11 protein-coding genes and 2 pseudogenes are annotated in these 13,614 nt (G+C 71.0%); 6 read left to right on the forward strand and 7 right to left on the reverse strand.

Going from position 1 to position 13,614, the window contains the following annotated elements:
* Window positions 1-432: 432 nt before the first annotated feature.
* Window positions 433-975 (reverse strand): TetR/AcrR family transcriptional regulator, encoded by a 543-nt coding sequence (locus tag ACF08M_RS35405; protein WP_392189434.1) that lies wholly within the window; start codon window positions 973-975, stop codon window positions 433-435.
* A 184-nt stretch (window positions 976-1,159) separates the two neighbouring features.
* Here ACF08M_RS35405 and ACF08M_RS35410 point away from each other — a divergent pair, with 184 nt between their 5' ends.
* Window positions 1,160-2,602, forward strand: a complete 1,443-nt coding sequence (locus tag ACF08M_RS35410; RefSeq protein ID WP_392189390.1) for an aldehyde dehydrogenase — start codon at window positions 1,160-1,162, stop codon at window positions 2,600-2,602.
* Between the two features lie 365 nt (window positions 2,603-2,967).
* Here the strand turns inward: ACF08M_RS35410 and ACF08M_RS35415 are convergent.
* From ACF08M_RS35415 to ACF08M_RS35435, 5 genes and pseudogenes are all read right to left on the reverse strand, one after another.
* A pseudogene (locus ACF08M_RS35415) lies at window positions 2,968-3,498 on the reverse strand (alpha/beta fold hydrolase); the annotation flags it as partial.
* Between the two features lie 145 nt (window positions 3,499-3,643).
* Entirely contained in the window at window positions 3,644-3,859 is a 216-nt protein-coding gene (locus ACF08M_RS35420; RefSeq protein ID WP_392189435.1) for a DUF397 domain-containing protein, read from the reverse strand.
* Between the two features lie 9 nt (window positions 3,860-3,868).
* A pseudogene (locus tag ACF08M_RS35425) lies at window positions 3,869-4,075 on the reverse strand (IS5/IS1182 family transposase); the annotation flags it as partial.
* 5 nt (window positions 4,076-4,080) lie between these two features.
* Window positions 4,081-6,039, reverse strand: coding sequence for a transglycosylase domain-containing protein (locus ACF08M_RS35430; protein ID WP_392189391.1), 1,959 nt, complete (start codon window positions 6,037-6,039; stop codon window positions 4,081-4,083).
* 229 nt (window positions 6,040-6,268) lie between these two features.
* Window positions 6,269-6,895 (reverse strand): HAD family hydrolase, encoded by a 627-nt coding sequence (locus ACF08M_RS35435; protein ID WP_392189392.1) that lies wholly within the window; start codon window positions 6,893-6,895, stop codon window positions 6,269-6,271.
* A 130-nt stretch (window positions 6,896-7,025) separates the two neighbouring features.
* Here ACF08M_RS35435 and ACF08M_RS35440 point away from each other — a divergent pair, with 130 nt between their 5' ends.
* The 5 genes from ACF08M_RS35440 to ACF08M_RS35460 all read left to right on the forward strand — a co-directional run bounded on the left by ACF08M_RS35440 (window position 7,026) and on the right by ACF08M_RS35460 (window position 12,367).
* A complete protein-coding gene (locus ACF08M_RS35440; protein WP_392189393.1) occupies window positions 7,026-8,036 on the forward strand; it encodes a FecCD family ABC transporter permease in 1,011 nt (336 codons plus the stop codon).
* Complete coding sequence (locus ACF08M_RS35445; protein ID WP_392189394.1) at window positions 8,033-9,115, forward strand: FecCD family ABC transporter permease; 1,083 nt, start codon at window positions 8,033-8,035, stop codon at window positions 9,113-9,115. Before ACF08M_RS35440 ends, ACF08M_RS35445 begins: the two co-directional genes overlap by 4 nt.
* Complete coding sequence (locus ACF08M_RS35450; RefSeq protein WP_392189395.1) at window positions 9,112-10,008, forward strand: ABC transporter ATP-binding protein; 897 nt, start codon at window positions 9,112-9,114, stop codon at window positions 10,006-10,008. Before ACF08M_RS35445 ends, ACF08M_RS35450 begins: the two co-directional genes overlap by 4 nt.
* A gap of 131 nt (window positions 10,009-10,139) precedes the next feature.
* On the forward strand, window positions 10,140-11,135 hold the full coding sequence (locus ACF08M_RS35455) for an ABC transporter substrate-binding protein (RefSeq protein ID WP_392189396.1): 996 nt from the start codon (window positions 10,140-10,142) through the stop codon (window positions 11,133-11,135).
* 149 nt (window positions 11,136-11,284) lie between these two features.
* Window positions 11,285-12,367, forward strand: coding sequence for a sulfite oxidase (locus ACF08M_RS35460; protein ID WP_392189397.1), 1,083 nt, complete (start codon window positions 11,285-11,287; stop codon window positions 12,365-12,367).
* A 38-nt stretch (window positions 12,368-12,405) separates the two neighbouring features.
* Here ACF08M_RS35460 and ACF08M_RS35465 read toward each other — a convergent pair whose 3' ends face one another.
* A complete protein-coding gene (locus ACF08M_RS35465) occupies window positions 12,406-13,596 on the reverse strand; it encodes a hypothetical protein (RefSeq protein WP_392189398.1) in 1,191 nt (396 codons plus the stop codon).
* Between the last annotated feature and the right edge of the window lie 18 nt (window positions 13,597-13,614).

The raw sequence follows: 13,614 nt of genomic DNA on the forward strand, positions 1-13,614 counted from the left end.
CGACAGCCGGGCCACCACCATTCTCACAACCAGCCCGCAACAGAGAAACGGCCCGCCGGAGAAATCGACGGACCGTCATGCAAGATCGAGGCTAGCCTGCGCGTTTCACTTGTGGCGGTGTCCGAGTCTTGATCGGAAAAGCGAAATGGCCTTCTGAACTGGGATGATGAGGCTTGTCGAAGGTCTCTGTCATCACAGCGGGAAGGCACTTTCTGCGTGCACCTTACCCGGTCGCGTCCCAAGCTCGTCGTGTCGGCCGACGGTCACGGGGTGGTTAGCCGCGCCGGATCCCGCTTGCTGGTGTCGAGGGTGTGGTGGGGCCGGGTGGCGGCCTGATGGTCAACGGCCGCCAGGAGCAGCAGCGGGGTGCCCTATGAGCGTGCACAGCCTGCTGCTGATGCTGACGCCGGCCGTCTCGGGGGAGGGCCCCGGTTAGTCGGCCGTGCGCTGGGCCTGGGGTGCGGCGGTCCGCGGGGCGGACCCGGCGGCGCCCGCGCCGAGTCCGTTCAGGAGCGTGTCGACCACCGTGTCGGCGGCCTGCGCGGGGCTGAGGTCGGCCAGTTGGCGCGAGGCGATGTTCATGAGCTGCGGCAGGACCGTGCCCACCCACCCGTCCGGCAGCCCGGAGCGGAGCAGACCCTCGTCCGTGGCGCGGCACAGGAAGTCGGTGAGCTCGCGGACGGAGCGCTCGCGCCGCTCGCGGACGGGCTCCTCGGCCAGCATCCGGCTCAGGTCGACCGGCCACGTGCGGTTGACGCCGATGATGCCCTCGACATACCGGTGCAGGGCGACGGTGATCGGGGCCTCGCGCAGCCGGGCGTCCTCGGTGGCTCGCTCGATGGCCGTCAGGCGCGTTTCGTAGATGGCCGCCAGCAACTCCTCGCGCGAAGCGAAGCGCCGGTAGACGGTGCGCCGGTCCACGCCGGCCTCCGCCGCGATGGCGGTGATGCTCGCGGCCGGATCGGCGGCCAGCATACGTGCACCGGTCATCATGACTGCTTCCAAGTTACGGGCTGCGTCGGCTCTCACGCCCCGAATATAGCCAACCCTGGGCGGAGATACCCATCTAGTGCCACGCGCATATCCTAGTATCGAAGCAAAATGCTACAGTGCTGTGACATATAGCGGGGAGTCCCGCTACGGACTTAGGAGAAAGCACGTGATCACCTACGGCAAGCTCTTCATCGGCGGCACCTGGACCGAGCCGAGCAACCCAGAGCTGCTCGACGTCCTGTCCCCGCACGACGAGTCGGTCGTCGGCCGCGCCGCCCAGGCTCAGCCGGCCGACGTGGACCGCGCGGTGGCCATCGCCCGCACTGCCTTCGACGAGGGCACCTGGCCGAACACCCCGCCGGCCGAGCGGATCGCGGTGCTGCGCCGGCTCAACGCCCTGCGCGAGGCCCGGGCGGAGGAGATAGCGGCCGTGATCACCGCGGAGAACGGCTCCGCCGACTGGTTCACCCGCGCCGGGCAGCCGGGCCTGTCCCGGCAGGCCAACGCCTACCTGAAGGCGGCCGAGGAACTTGCGTGGGAGGAGGTCCTGACGCCCACCGAGCCTGCGGCTACCGTCCGCAGCGTGGTCCGCCGGGAGGCCATTGGCGTCGTCGCCGCCGTCATCCCGTGGAACTCGCCGTTCTCCGCCTCCATGGCGAAGATCATTCCGGCGCTGCTGGCCGGCAACACGGTCATCCTGAAGGTCTCGCCGGAGAACTCGCTGAGCATGGGCCTGCTGGCCGACCTGCTGTCCGGGTGCGGGCTGCCCGAGGGCGCGATCAGCGTGCTGCCGGCCGACCGCGAGACCAGCGAGTACCTGGTGTCCCACCGCGACGTCGACAAGGTCGCGTTCACCGGCTCGACCCGGGCCGGGCGCCGGATCGCCTCCATCGCGGGCGAGCAGCTCAAGCGGGTCAGCCTGGAGCTGGGCGGCAAGTCCGCCGCCGTCTTCCTGCCCGACGCGGACCTGGAGAAGTTCCAGGCGGGCCTGAAGTTCTCCTCCCTGCTTAACAACGGTGAGGCGTGCATTGCGCACACTCGCATCCTCGCGCCGCGCAGCCGCTACGAGGAGGTCGTCACCGCCGTGAAGGAGGTCGTCGAGTCGCTGAAGGTCGGCGATCCGCAGGGCCCGGACACGTTCATCGGCCCGATGATCCGCCGTGACCAGCAGCAGCGGGTGCGCGACTACATCGAGATCGGCATCAAGGAGGGCGCGCGCCTGGTCACTGGCGGCCCCGAGGTGCCGACCGGCCTGGAGAAGGGCTACTACGTGACCCCGACCGTCTTCGCCGACGTCGACAACTCGATGCGGATCGCCCAGGAGGAGATCTTCGGCCCGGTGCTGGTTGTCATCGCCTACGAGGACGAGGACGACGCCGTGCGCATCGCCAACGACTCCGAGTACGGCCTGTCCGGCGGCGTGTGGTCCGCCGATGAGGGGCACGCCATGGAGATCGCCCGCCGCATGCGGACCGGCACCGTCACGATCAACGGCACCTCCGTCGGCTTCGACGGCCCGTTCGGCGGCTTCAAGGCCAGCGGCCTGGGTCGCGAGTACGGCTTCGCCGGCCTGAACACCTACATCGAGTACAAGACCGTCACTGTCTGATCCAACGTCATACAGGTGCCGCGGCGGACTGGTTTGCCCCACCGCACGCCATTCCGCTGCTGGAGTGCCTGCGCTCGGTGCCCCGGCACGGACGGCGGTTTGATCGGCGTGGACGGCTGGCTGGTGAGGTGCGCAGGAGACGGCGAGGGGCGTGCACCTTACCTGGTCGCGTCCCAAGCTCGTCGTGTCGGCCGACGGTCAGTGACTTGTGATATCCGGTCCGGTCCGATTCTGCCAAAGCGGTGGCCCGTGGCAGGTGGGGGTGTGCATGGGCGTCAGCGGGGGGGACGCAACGGCGGCCTCGGCGCCGAAACCGGCCACCAGCCGTCCATCCGGCGCCGCCGTCGCGGCTGAACATGTCTTGCTCACGTGCACGCCGTGTGAGCAGCCACGGCGTCGATGATTGCGGGCCAGAGTTCTCGTGGCCGGTCGTGGCCCATGTCGGCGAGCAGGATCAGTTCCGCGCCGGGCACGAGTTCGGCCGTTCGCTTCCCTCCGCTCGGGTCGATGAGGGTGTCGTCGAGGCCGTGGATCACGAGGGTCGGGACGGTGAGGGAGGCGAGCGCCTCGGCGCGCGACCCTGCGAGGATCATCGCTCCGAGCTGACGGCCTGTGCCCGCCGGGTAGTACGCGCGGTCGTAGCTACGGGCGGCAAGTTCTCGGATGGCGTCGATATCGGTGTAGCGCCGGGACGCCCAGATGGCTTCTCTCTCGGATGCGTTGATGTATCCGGCACGGTCCGCGGGCTTGGGGCCGAACAGCACCTGCTGGGCCGCGGGACTGGGTTGTCCGTATTCGGACTCGCCGGTGGAGGACATCATCGAGGTCAGGGTGGATCACCTCTCAGGGTGGGTGATCGCCATGGTCTGAGCGATCATCCCGCCCATCGACGAGCCCCACGGCCGTTGAGTCGGGCTGTCTACACCTCAACTCAGAAGCTGTGGAGCCTCGTTCGGTCGATGCTCTGGAGCAGCCCGGGGATGTGTGCCGTGATGGCGTCGCGCATTCGTTCGGAGAGATGAAGGGCGTTGTCCGGTGAGGTCAGGCCGGGGCCACCGGGGCTTCGCCGTCGATCTCGGCGAAGTGGTCGAACTCGCCGGCCATGACGCCCTTGGTGAACGCCTCCCATTTCGTCGTGGTCGTCGTGACGACGTTTTCGGGGTCACTGGTCTCCCGTAGATAGACCAGGTCGTCCGGGCCGAAGGCGATCTCGATCCAGGGGCCGGGACCCTCCTCGCCCTCGGGGGCGGCGCGGATCCAGGAGAGGTCGGGCCGGTTCCGGGGTCGTCCGCCCAGCGGGCGGGGCGCCCGGATCCGATCCAGGACCTCGATCATCTGCGGGGCGTCGCCCCACTGGCCCGGCGTGAGCAGAAGGGCCAAGGGGCGGCAGCCGCCTTCACCGGCGAGGTGGGTTTGGCTGGTCGGGCCGCCCCACGACCGTCCGACTCCCTCATCGGGGGTATCGCGAACGGGTGGGCCTACATCCCCGTGACGTAGGCGCTCCAGATCCGTGGCGGGAAGACATTGCCGCGCCCCGAATCGGGTCCGCCCACGCCCTGCATTCCCAGTAGTTGAGGGGTGCCCGGCTTGCTGCGGAACATCGTGACGGCCGTGGTCAGCCCCTTGGTGTGGCCGATGAACCAGGCCGACTTCATCCGGTCGTCCTCGCCGGTCGCGCCCGCCGAGAGGTCGTCGGCGGCCATGGGCCCGTCCGACGCGGCGAGCTTCCCGTCCCGCCCCAGCCGCTTCCAGGCCAGCATCCCCAGGGTGTTGTTCACATCGTTGGCCACCAAGGCGTCCATCGCGCGCCGCAGCTCGGGCTTCCCGAAGCCCTCGACCGCCTCGCCGTCCCGGGTCATCCTGGTCACCGACCAGGGATCGGCCCTCATGCCGTCGTTGCTGAAGGCGGTGTACGCGTCCGCCATCCTGACCGCGCTCGGTGTGGACGTACCGAGGGGAAAGGACTTGTCCAGGCGGGCCAGGCTCTCCTCGTGCAGCCCGGCCGATACCGCCAGTTCCTTCACCTTCTTCAGCCCGATGTCCTTGCCGAGCTGCGTGAAGGTCGCGTGGGACGAATTGACCAGCGCCTCGCGCAGGGGCGTCGGCGTGGTGACCATCACCTGGCCGGGACCGGCACCCGGCAGGGCGGGGACCGCCATGTACGGGACGCCCTTGATCAGACGCCCCTCATTGTCGTAGCCGCTGTCCAGGGTGATCCCGTCGCCGTGCTGAAGGGCCGCTGCCAGCACGAAGGGCTTGAAGGCCGAGCCGACGGGGACGCCCGCGGTGTCGGCGTTGTTGGCGAAGTGGGTGACCGCGTCGGCTCCGCCGTACACCGCGGCCACGGACCCGTCGGACCGTACGGATGCGGCGCCGACCTCGACGTACTTGTCCTCGGAGCGCTTCTTGGGGTCGAGGTCGCGCTTGCGCACGTCCCGCACGGCCCGCTCCAGTTGCTGCACCTTGGCCTTGTCGAAGGTGGTGTGCACCCGGTAGCCACCCCGGAAGAGGTCCTTGTCGGTGAGGCCCGAGCGCTTCTTGATGTACTTGTTGGCGATGTCGACGAGATAGCCGGTCTGGCCGCCGAGGCTGGTCGACTTGGCGGCCGGCCTCGGCTCGGGGAACTTCTGGTACGCGGCCCGCTCGGCCTTCGTCATCGTGCCGATCTCCACCTGCCGGTCGAGGATCCACTCCCAGCGGCCGACGGCGCGTTCGTGGTTGCCTTTGCCGCCCGCGGGGTCGTACAGCTCCGCCCCCTTGAGCAGGGATGCGAGCAGCGCCGCCTGGCTGGGGTCGAGGTCCTTCGCGGGGATTCCGTAGTACGCGTGCGCCGCTGCCTGGATGCCGTAGGCACCGCGGCCGAACCAGCTGGTGTTCAGATATCCCTGGAGGATCTCCTCCTTGCTCTGCTGATTGCTCAGCTTCAGCGAGATGAAGAACTCCTTGAACTTCCGGGTGGCCGACTGCTCCTGGCTGAGATAGGTGTTCTTCACGTACTGCTGGGTGATGGTGGAGCCGCCCTGGGTCTCACCGCCCTTGACCATGCTGACGGCCGCGCGGGCGATCCCCTTCGCCGATACCCCCGAGTCGGAGTAGAAGGTCTCGTTCTCGGCGGCGATGACCGCGTGCTTCACCGAATCGGGTATGCCGGTGAGCGTGACGTTCTGCCGGTCGACCGCACCCACGCTCACCATCCGGCTGCCGTCCGCCCAGTAGTAGACGGTGCCCTGCCTGCGCGCCTCGGCGTTCTCGTCCGGGATGTCGACGGATGCGTAGACCATGGCGAACAGCCCGGCCAGCGCTCCGGACCCGAGCAGGATCCCGCTCAACACCTGCCGCCACGAAGGGACCCAGCGGCGCCAGTTGCTTCTCCCCCGGCGGGGGTAGTCGACACGGAGCCCGCGAAGGCCGATCGGGCGGATGGGGCGTCGGACCATGCTCCGGCTCCTCGTTCACCGTCCCGCACCGGTGTGGTGCGGACTTGTGGGAGGAGATGTTCCGGATAGCGATCAGGTTGTCCCGGAGCCCCGTCCGACACGGGTGGCGAACCGGGGACGAAGCGCAGCGGCCGTCGGCAGCCCGCTGGATGGGGGGTCGTCAGCCCGCCGCGGGAGCGTCCGGAGGCATGGTCGCCCGGTGCTCGGCGAATCCGCCCCCGCCGAGGCCCTACGCCGCGTCCCCGTCCAGGTACCCGACCAGCCAGGACGGGAACTCCGTCAGCGACGGCAGCACGACGTCCGCGCCCGCCGCCCGGAGCTCCGCCGCGTCGCACGGGCCCGTGGTGACCGCGACCGACAGCGCCCCGGCCGTGCGGGCACCCCGTACGTCGCCGGTGTGGTCGCCCACGTACACATGCGCCCCGTGCTCGCGCAGCGCCCGGCCCTTGGCCTCCGCCCACAGGCCGCCGATCACCGCGTCGGGCTCGATGCCGAGGTGCGCGAGGTGCAGTTCCGCGCTCGGCCGGTGCTTGGCGGTGACGACTATCGCCCGGCCGCCCCGCTCGCGGATCGCCGCGACCGACTCCCGGGCACCCGCCAGCGCGGGGCTCGGGGTGATGGCGTATGTGGGATAGATCTCCCGGTAGCGGTCGGCGGTGGCGGCCACCGCGTCGGCCGGAAACCAGTTCCGCAGCTCCTCGTCGACCGGCGGCCCGAGCCTGCTCACCACCAGGTCCGCGTCGATCGGCGTGCCCGTCTCGGTGGAAAGGGCCAGGTAGGCGGCCTTGATTCCGGGCCGGGTGTCGATGAGCGTCATGTCGAGGTCGAAGCCGACCGTCAGCGGGTGCGAAGGCATGAAGTCCATTGTCGCCGGGCCGGACACGGCACCGGAACGTCGCACCCGTCCCGGTACGGGCCACAGGCCCGAAATCGACGGTGCTTAGACTTAGCCAAGCCTAACTTTGGTTCGCTCTCGATTGGGTCCCATGTCAGCCGCCGCTCCACGCCGCTCCAGACGCGCACTCGCGACGGCGGCGGCCGTCGCGGCGCTGCTGGTGGCGGTGCTTCTCAGCCTCGCCGTGGGGGCCCGCTCCATACCCCCGTCCGAGGTGTTCGACGCCCTGCTGCACGGCGGGCACTCCGACGCCGCCGAAGTCGTCCGCAACATGCGGGTGCCCCGCACCCTGATCGGGCTGATGGTCGGCGCGGCACTGGCCCTCGCGGGCACGGTGCTCCAGGGCATCACCCGTAACCCCATCGCCGACCCCGGCATCCTGGGTATCAGTCAGGGCGCCTCGGTGGGCGTGGTGCTGGCCATCGCGTACGCCGGGATCCACACCCTGACGGGGTACGTGTGGTTCGCGTTCGCGGGGGCGGCGATCGCCTCCGTCGCCGTGTACGCCATCGCCTCCAGCGGGCGCGGCGGCGCCACCCCCGTGAAACTCGCCCTGGGCGGCGCCGCGATCAACGCGCTGCTGGTGGCGGTGACGACGGCGGTGCTGACGACCAAGGCATCCGCGCTGGACGAGTTCCGCTTCTGGCAGGTCGGCTCGATCGCCGGGCGCGAGGCCGAAGTGGCGCAGCAGATCTGGCCGTTCCTGCTGGTCGGGACCGTGCTCGTACTGTCCGTCGGCCGCGGGCTCGATGCGCTGGCGCTCGGCGAGGACGTGGCGAAGGGTCTCGGTCAGAAGGTCGCGACGGTACGGATCGTCGGCGGCCTCGGGGCCACGGTGCTGACCGGTGTCGGCGTCGCGGCGGCGGGCCCGATCGCGTTCATCGGGCTCGCCGTCCCGCACATCGCGCGCGCGATCGTGGGCAGCGACCACCGCTGGGTGCTGCCGATGGCGGCGCTGATCGGGCCCGTCATGCTGCTCGTCTCCGATGTCGTCGGCCGCATCGTCTTCCCGCCGAGCGAGGTCCCGGCGGGCGTGATGACGGCGCTGATCGGTGTTCCGTTCCTGGTCGCCCTGGTACGCCGGAAGGCGGTGCCCGCATGAGTGCCGGAACAACGGTCCGGGTGCGGCCCGCCGGGTACCACGTCGTACGGATCGGGGCGCGGGGCAGGTTCCTGCTGCACCGGCGGGCGGCCCTCGTCGCCGCCGTCCTCGTCGCCTCGCTGGCCGCGGTCTGTGTCGCGTACCTCTGTGTCGGCGAGAGCTTCGTCGCGCCCGGCGAGGTCGTGAAGGTGATCCTGGGTCAGCCGTCCCCGGACGAGCTGGTCGTCGGCACGCTGCGGCTGCCGAGGATGACCGTGGGGCTGCTGGTCGGTGCCGCGTTCGGGATCGCCGGCGCGCTGATCCAGACCGTCGCCCGCAATCCGCTGGCCAGCCCCGACATCATCGGCATCAGCCAGGGGGCGAGCGCGCTCACGGTCGGCGCGATGACCTTCGGCATCACCTCGTACACCGTGCTGCCGTATCTCTCCGTCATCGGCGGGGTGGCCGCGGCGGCCCTCGTGTACGTCTTCGCCTGGCGCGGCGGGCTGCACGCCGCCCGCTTCGTCCTGATCGGGATCGGCTTCGCCATCGCGCTGCGGTCGGTCACCACCCTGTTCCTGACGAAGGGTGACTATCTGGTCGCCCAGCAGGCGCAGATCTGGATGACCGGTTCGCTCAACGGCCGCGGCTGGTCCGAGGCCGCGCCGATCGGCTGGACGCTGCTGGTCCTGCTGCCGGCCGTGCTGTGGGCCGCCCGCGCCCAGCGCACCGTCTCGCTGGACGACGACACCGCGACCGCGCTCGGCGTACGCCTGGGACGGGTACGGCTGGGGCTGGTCGCCCTCGGCGTGATCCTGGCGTCCGTGGCGACCGGGACGGCCGGGCCGGTCGACTTCGTGGCGCTGCTCGCCCCGCAGATCGCCCGCCGGATGACCCGGACCGCGCAGATCCCGCTGTTCTGCTCGGCGCTGCTCGGTGCGGTGATCGTGGTGTTCGGGGATCTGCTGGCGCGCAGGCTCTTCTCGCCCACCGAGCTGCCGGTGGGCGTACTGACGGCGGCGGTCGGCGCCCCGTATCTGATCTGGCTGATCGTCCGCGGTCAGGGCGGCCGCCGCGGCCGTAGTGGAGGCACCGCATGAGCTCGACCCATACGCCCGACACGTCCGGCACGTCCGGCACGTCCGGCACGTCCGACGCCACGGCGGCCCCGTCCGCGACCAGCCGGCTCACCGTGCGGGAGCTGACGCTCGCGTACGAGGACCGCACCGTCGTCCACGAGCTGGACCTCGCCGTTCCCGACGGGCAGGTCACCGTCATCGTCGGCCCGAACGCCTGCGGCAAGTCGACCACCCTGCGCGCGCTCGGCCGGCTCCTCAAGCCGCGCGGCGGGTCGGTGCTCCTCGACGGCACCGAGCTGTCGAAGATCCCCACACGGAAGATCGCCCAGTCGATCGGACTGCTGCCGCAGACCCCGGTGGCCCCCGAGGCGATCACCGTCTCCGACCTCGTCGCCCGCGGCCGCCAGCCGCATCAGCACTGGTGGCAGCAGTGGTCGGAGGAGGACGAGCGGGCGGTGACGGACGCCATGGAGCGTACGGACATCACCGCGCTCGGCGACCGGTCGGTGGACGAACTGTCCGGCGGGCAGCGCCAGCGGGTCTGGATCGCGATGGCGCTCGCCCAGGAGACGGATCTGCTGCTCCTCGACGAGCCGACCACGTACCTCGACATCGCGCACCAGGTGGAGGTCCTGGACCTGGTGCACCGGCTCACCGCCCCGGCAGCGGACGGCACCCGCGGCCGGACCGTCGTCACCGTGCTCCACGACCTCAACCAGGCCGCCCGGTACGCGGACCACCTGGTCGCCATGAAGGCGGGCCGGATCGTCGCCGAGGGCCGCCCGGGGGACGTCGTGACCGCCGGTCTCGTGCGCGAGGTCTTCGGCCTGGACGCGGTGATCGTCCCGTGCCCGGTGACGGGTTCACCGCTCGTGGTGCCGGGGGCTCCGTGGCAGGCCGCCCCGGCGTCGTGAACCCGCGCACCGGTCCCGGGTTCGCCGCTCGTGGTGCCGGGGGCACCATCGCAGGCCGCCCCGGCGTCGTGAACCCGCGCACCGGTCCCGGTCACCCCGGCGCACCTCCCCACTCCTACGAAAGGCTTCCCATGGCCCCCTCCGTCCGCCGTCGCGGCCTCGCCCTCGGCGCCCTCGCCCTGGCCGGCGCGCTCACGCTCTCCGCCTGTGGATTCTCGGAGTCCGGCGGGAGCGCCGGCGGCTCCTCCGAATCCGGCTCGGGCTCCGGCGCCGCGAAGACCCACACCGTCAAGACGGTCATGGGCGATGTCGAGGTCCCGGTGGCCCCCCGGCGCGTCGTGGCCCTCGACACCGGTGAGCTGGACTCCGCGCTCAGCCTCGGCGTACAGCCGGTCGGTGCGACGCACTCGGCGACGGAGGACGGCTTCCCCACCTACCTGCCCGCCGAGAAGACGAAGGGCGTCAAGGCGGTCGGCGAGATCGCCAACCCCAACCTGGAGACCGTCGCCTCGCTGAAGCCGGACCTGATCCTGACCAGCAAGGTCCGCGACGGCGACCGTTACGAGCAGCTCAGCGCGATCGCGCCCACCGTGATGACGGAGTCCACCGGCTCCGCCTGGAAGCAGAACTTCCAGCTGCACGCGCAGGCCCTCGGCAAGGAGAACGAGGCGAAGAAGGTCGTCGCCGCCTACGACGCCCATGTCGCGGAGGTCACGAAGGCGCTCGGCGGCAAGGAGAAGGCCGCCGCGACCGAGGTCAATTTCGTCCGCTTCGTCGAGGGCGCCGACATCCGCATCTACGGCAAGCAGAACTACATCGGCTCGATCCTCGCCGACCTCGGCCTCGGCCGACCGGCCATTACCGACAAGGCCAAGGACGGCTTCTCGTACGACGTGTCCCCCGAGAAGATCGACCTCGCGGACGCGGACGTCATCTTCACATCGACGTACGGCAGCCCGGAGAAGGCGGGGACGACGAAGACGATGAACAGCGGACTGTGGAAGGGGCTGAAGGCGTCGAAGGCCGGAAAGGTCTTCGAGGTCGACGACCGCCTGTGGATCGCGGGTATCGGCTACACGGCCGCGGACCAGATCCTCGACGAGCTGCGGACGGACCTGACGAAGTAACGGTACGGCGGGGGCGGTTCACGTATCGCGCCGCTCCCTCCGGCGCCCCGGCCCGCCCCGCGGCGGCGCGCTTCCGTACGCCACCCGCCTGGCCTGCACCCTTGGCAGGCGGGCTGGTGCACTCGCCGAACATGACGGATAGTGACCAGATGGCCACATGGGACAAGTCTGACGAGATGCTCGTCCATCAAGACGAGCCCTACAACGCCGAAGCGCCTCCTGGCGCCCTCGAATCCCAGATCACTCCCCTGGACACCTTCTACGCTCGCAACCACGCGCCGATCCCGCGCATCGACTCTGCGAGCTGGCGACTGCGAGTGGATGGTCTGGTCGATCGTCCGCTGGAGTTGTCGATGGACGATCTGCGCCGCCTCCCCGAGCGGACGGTGGTGGCGACACTGCAGTGTGCGGGCAACCGCCGCGCCGATCTCGTCGAGGTCCGCGACATCCCCGGTCAGGTCCCGTGGGGGCCCGGAGCCATCTCCACCGCGAAATGGAGCGGGGTGAGCCTGGCGGATGTGCTCGCCGAGGCAGGGGTGCGGCCGGAAGCCGCCCACATCGCCCTCATCGGCGCCGACGTCTCACAGCGGGCCACTCCGCCCCAGCCCTTCGGCGGCTCGCTGCCGTTGGCCAAGGCGACCTCCAGCGAGGTGCTCCTCGCCTGGGTCATGAACGATCAGGCGCTGCCCGCCGCGCACGGCGCTCCGCTGCGCGTGATCGTCCCGGGCTGGATCGGCGCCCGCAGCGTCAAATGGCTCCAGCGCATCAGCGCACAGGCCGAACCCACCGACAACTACTACCAGACCGAATACAGCATCCTGCCGCCCGAAGCCGACCCCGCGGCGGCCGGCCCCGGCGTCGGCATCACCCTCGGCCCGGTCGGCATCCACTGCGCGATCCTGCGGCCCGGCAAGAACGCCCACCTGGCCTCCGGGCCGACCGAGGTCAGCGGGTTCGCCTTCGCCGGGGACGACCGGACCGTGGCACGCGTGGACGTCTCGACCGACCGCGGACGCACCTGGACCCGCGCGGATCTCGACCCGCCGGAGCACCCCTGGACGTGGCAGCACTGGCGCACCACGCTCACCCTGCCCCCCGGCGATGCCGTGCTCGTCGCACGCGCCTGGGACTCCGCCGCGGCCGTGCAGGCGGAATCCCCGGCGACCGTCTGGAACCCCAGGGGATACGCCAACAACGCCGCGGCTCACCTGCGCGTCACGTGCCATCCCTGACCGGACGCAGACCGGACGCCGTGGTGGATCTTCCGTTCTCACCCGACCCGTCGCCGCGCCCGCCACACCAGGAACGCCGCCGAGGCGACCGCGGCCGTCCGGACCAGCACCGGCAACATCCCGCTCATCGCGTCCGACAGGCCGTCCTGCGCGATCGGCTCGCCCCAGCGCCCCTCCATGCGGCCCCAGAGCCAGACGATCCCGCCCGCCACGACCACGCCCGGCAGCCCCATCGCCGCCCATTTCGCCTCGGCGCGGGACAACGTGCGCGAGCTGTACGCGAGCAGCCAGCCACCCGCCAGGGCCAGCCAGGAGCCCAGCACCGCGCCCGCGACCAGCAGCGCGGCGGCGACCAGCAACAAGGGGTGGGAGAACCCGCCCCGCCGTGCTCCGCTCTCCTCCGCCTCGCGCGGGGCGCGGCGCAGCAGTCCGCGGATCCGTCGGCGTCGCGGCGCCGCCTCGTCGGGGCCGGCCGCCTCGGCGTGCGGTTCATCCCCGGCCGCCGCGTCGACGTCCTCGTCCGCGGGTCCGCCCGGCGCCGTGCGGGGAGGCGGAACGGTGTCCCCGGCCGACGGCTGCCGCACCATGGCCGGGATCTCGATGCCCCCGGTGAACCCCGGCACGTCCACCCCGTCACCGAACGGCCCCGGCTCGACCCGCCACCAGTCGGGCTCGCCCCCGGACGGCCCCAGTTCGTCCGTACCGGCCATGTGCGGCGGCGTAGCGGCCATGTGCGGCGGCGAAGGCATCCACCCGGTGGCTGCCTCCGGGGCCGCCGGGCCGCCCGGGTCCGCCGAATCCATCGGGTCCGCCGAGCCCGCCGAATCCGCCGGGCCCGCCGGGGAATCCGTCTCCTCCGGCCCCCCGGCCGATGCCCGCACCCGCGACGCGCCCTTGCCGGAACTGTCTTTCCTGAGCATCCCCTTGCGCGGACGGGGGATGCCGCTCCCCTCCCCCGCGGCGGGTTCCGGCCGCGGGGGCAGCTCCGCCGTCCCGTCCGCCGACGCGGCCGCGGCGGCGACGAGTTCGTCGGGGGTGCCGAGCCTCCCGATGATGCGGCGAACCGCCGCCGGGCTGTCCGCGGACTGCGTTCCGCGCTGCCGGTCGATCTCGCCCCGGAGGTTCGAAACAAGCCTCATCCGGGTGCCCGAGGACAGCTGTTGCTGCTGCGCCAGGTCCCCGACCCGGCTCAGATAGTCGTAGACGAGCTGGTCGCTCTCGATCCCCACGCGATGGTTCCCCTCTAC

This window comes from Streptomyces sp. NPDC015032, assembly GCF_043080425.1.
Lineage (GTDB): Bacteria > Actinomycetota > Actinomycetes > Streptomycetales > Streptomycetaceae > Streptomyces.

What these genes read in the sequence shown, in the direction of transcription:
- ACF08M_RS35405 (WP_392189434.1), bottom strand. Translation starts at nt 975, where the DNA reads ATGCTGGCCGCCGATCCGGCCGCGAGCATCACCGCCATCGCGGCGGAG.
- ACF08M_RS35430 (WP_392189391.1), bottom strand. Translation starts at nt 6,039, where the DNA reads ATGGTCCGACGCCCCATCCGCCCGATCGGCCTTCGCGGGCTCCGTGTC.
- ACF08M_RS35435 (WP_392189392.1), bottom strand. Translation starts at nt 6,895, where the DNA reads ATGCCTTCGCACCCGCTGACGGTCGGCTTCGACCTCGACATGACGCTC.
- ACF08M_RS35440 (WP_392189393.1), top strand. Translation starts at nt 7,026, where the DNA reads ATGTCAGCCGCCGCTCCACGCCGCTCCAGACGCGCACTCGCGACGGCG.
- ACF08M_RS35445 (WP_392189394.1), top strand. Translation starts at nt 8,033, where the DNA reads ATGAGTGCCGGAACAACGGTCCGGGTGCGGCCCGCCGGGTACCACGTC.
- ACF08M_RS35450 (WP_392189395.1), top strand. Translation starts at nt 9,112, where the DNA reads ATGAGCTCGACCCATACGCCCGACACGTCCGGCACGTCCGGCACGTCC.
- ACF08M_RS35455 (WP_392189396.1), top strand. Translation starts at nt 10,140, where the DNA reads ATGGCCCCCTCCGTCCGCCGTCGCGGCCTCGCCCTCGGCGCCCTCGCC.
- ACF08M_RS35460 (WP_392189397.1), top strand. Translation starts at nt 11,285, where the DNA reads ATGGCCACATGGGACAAGTCTGACGAGATGCTCGTCCATCAAGACGAG.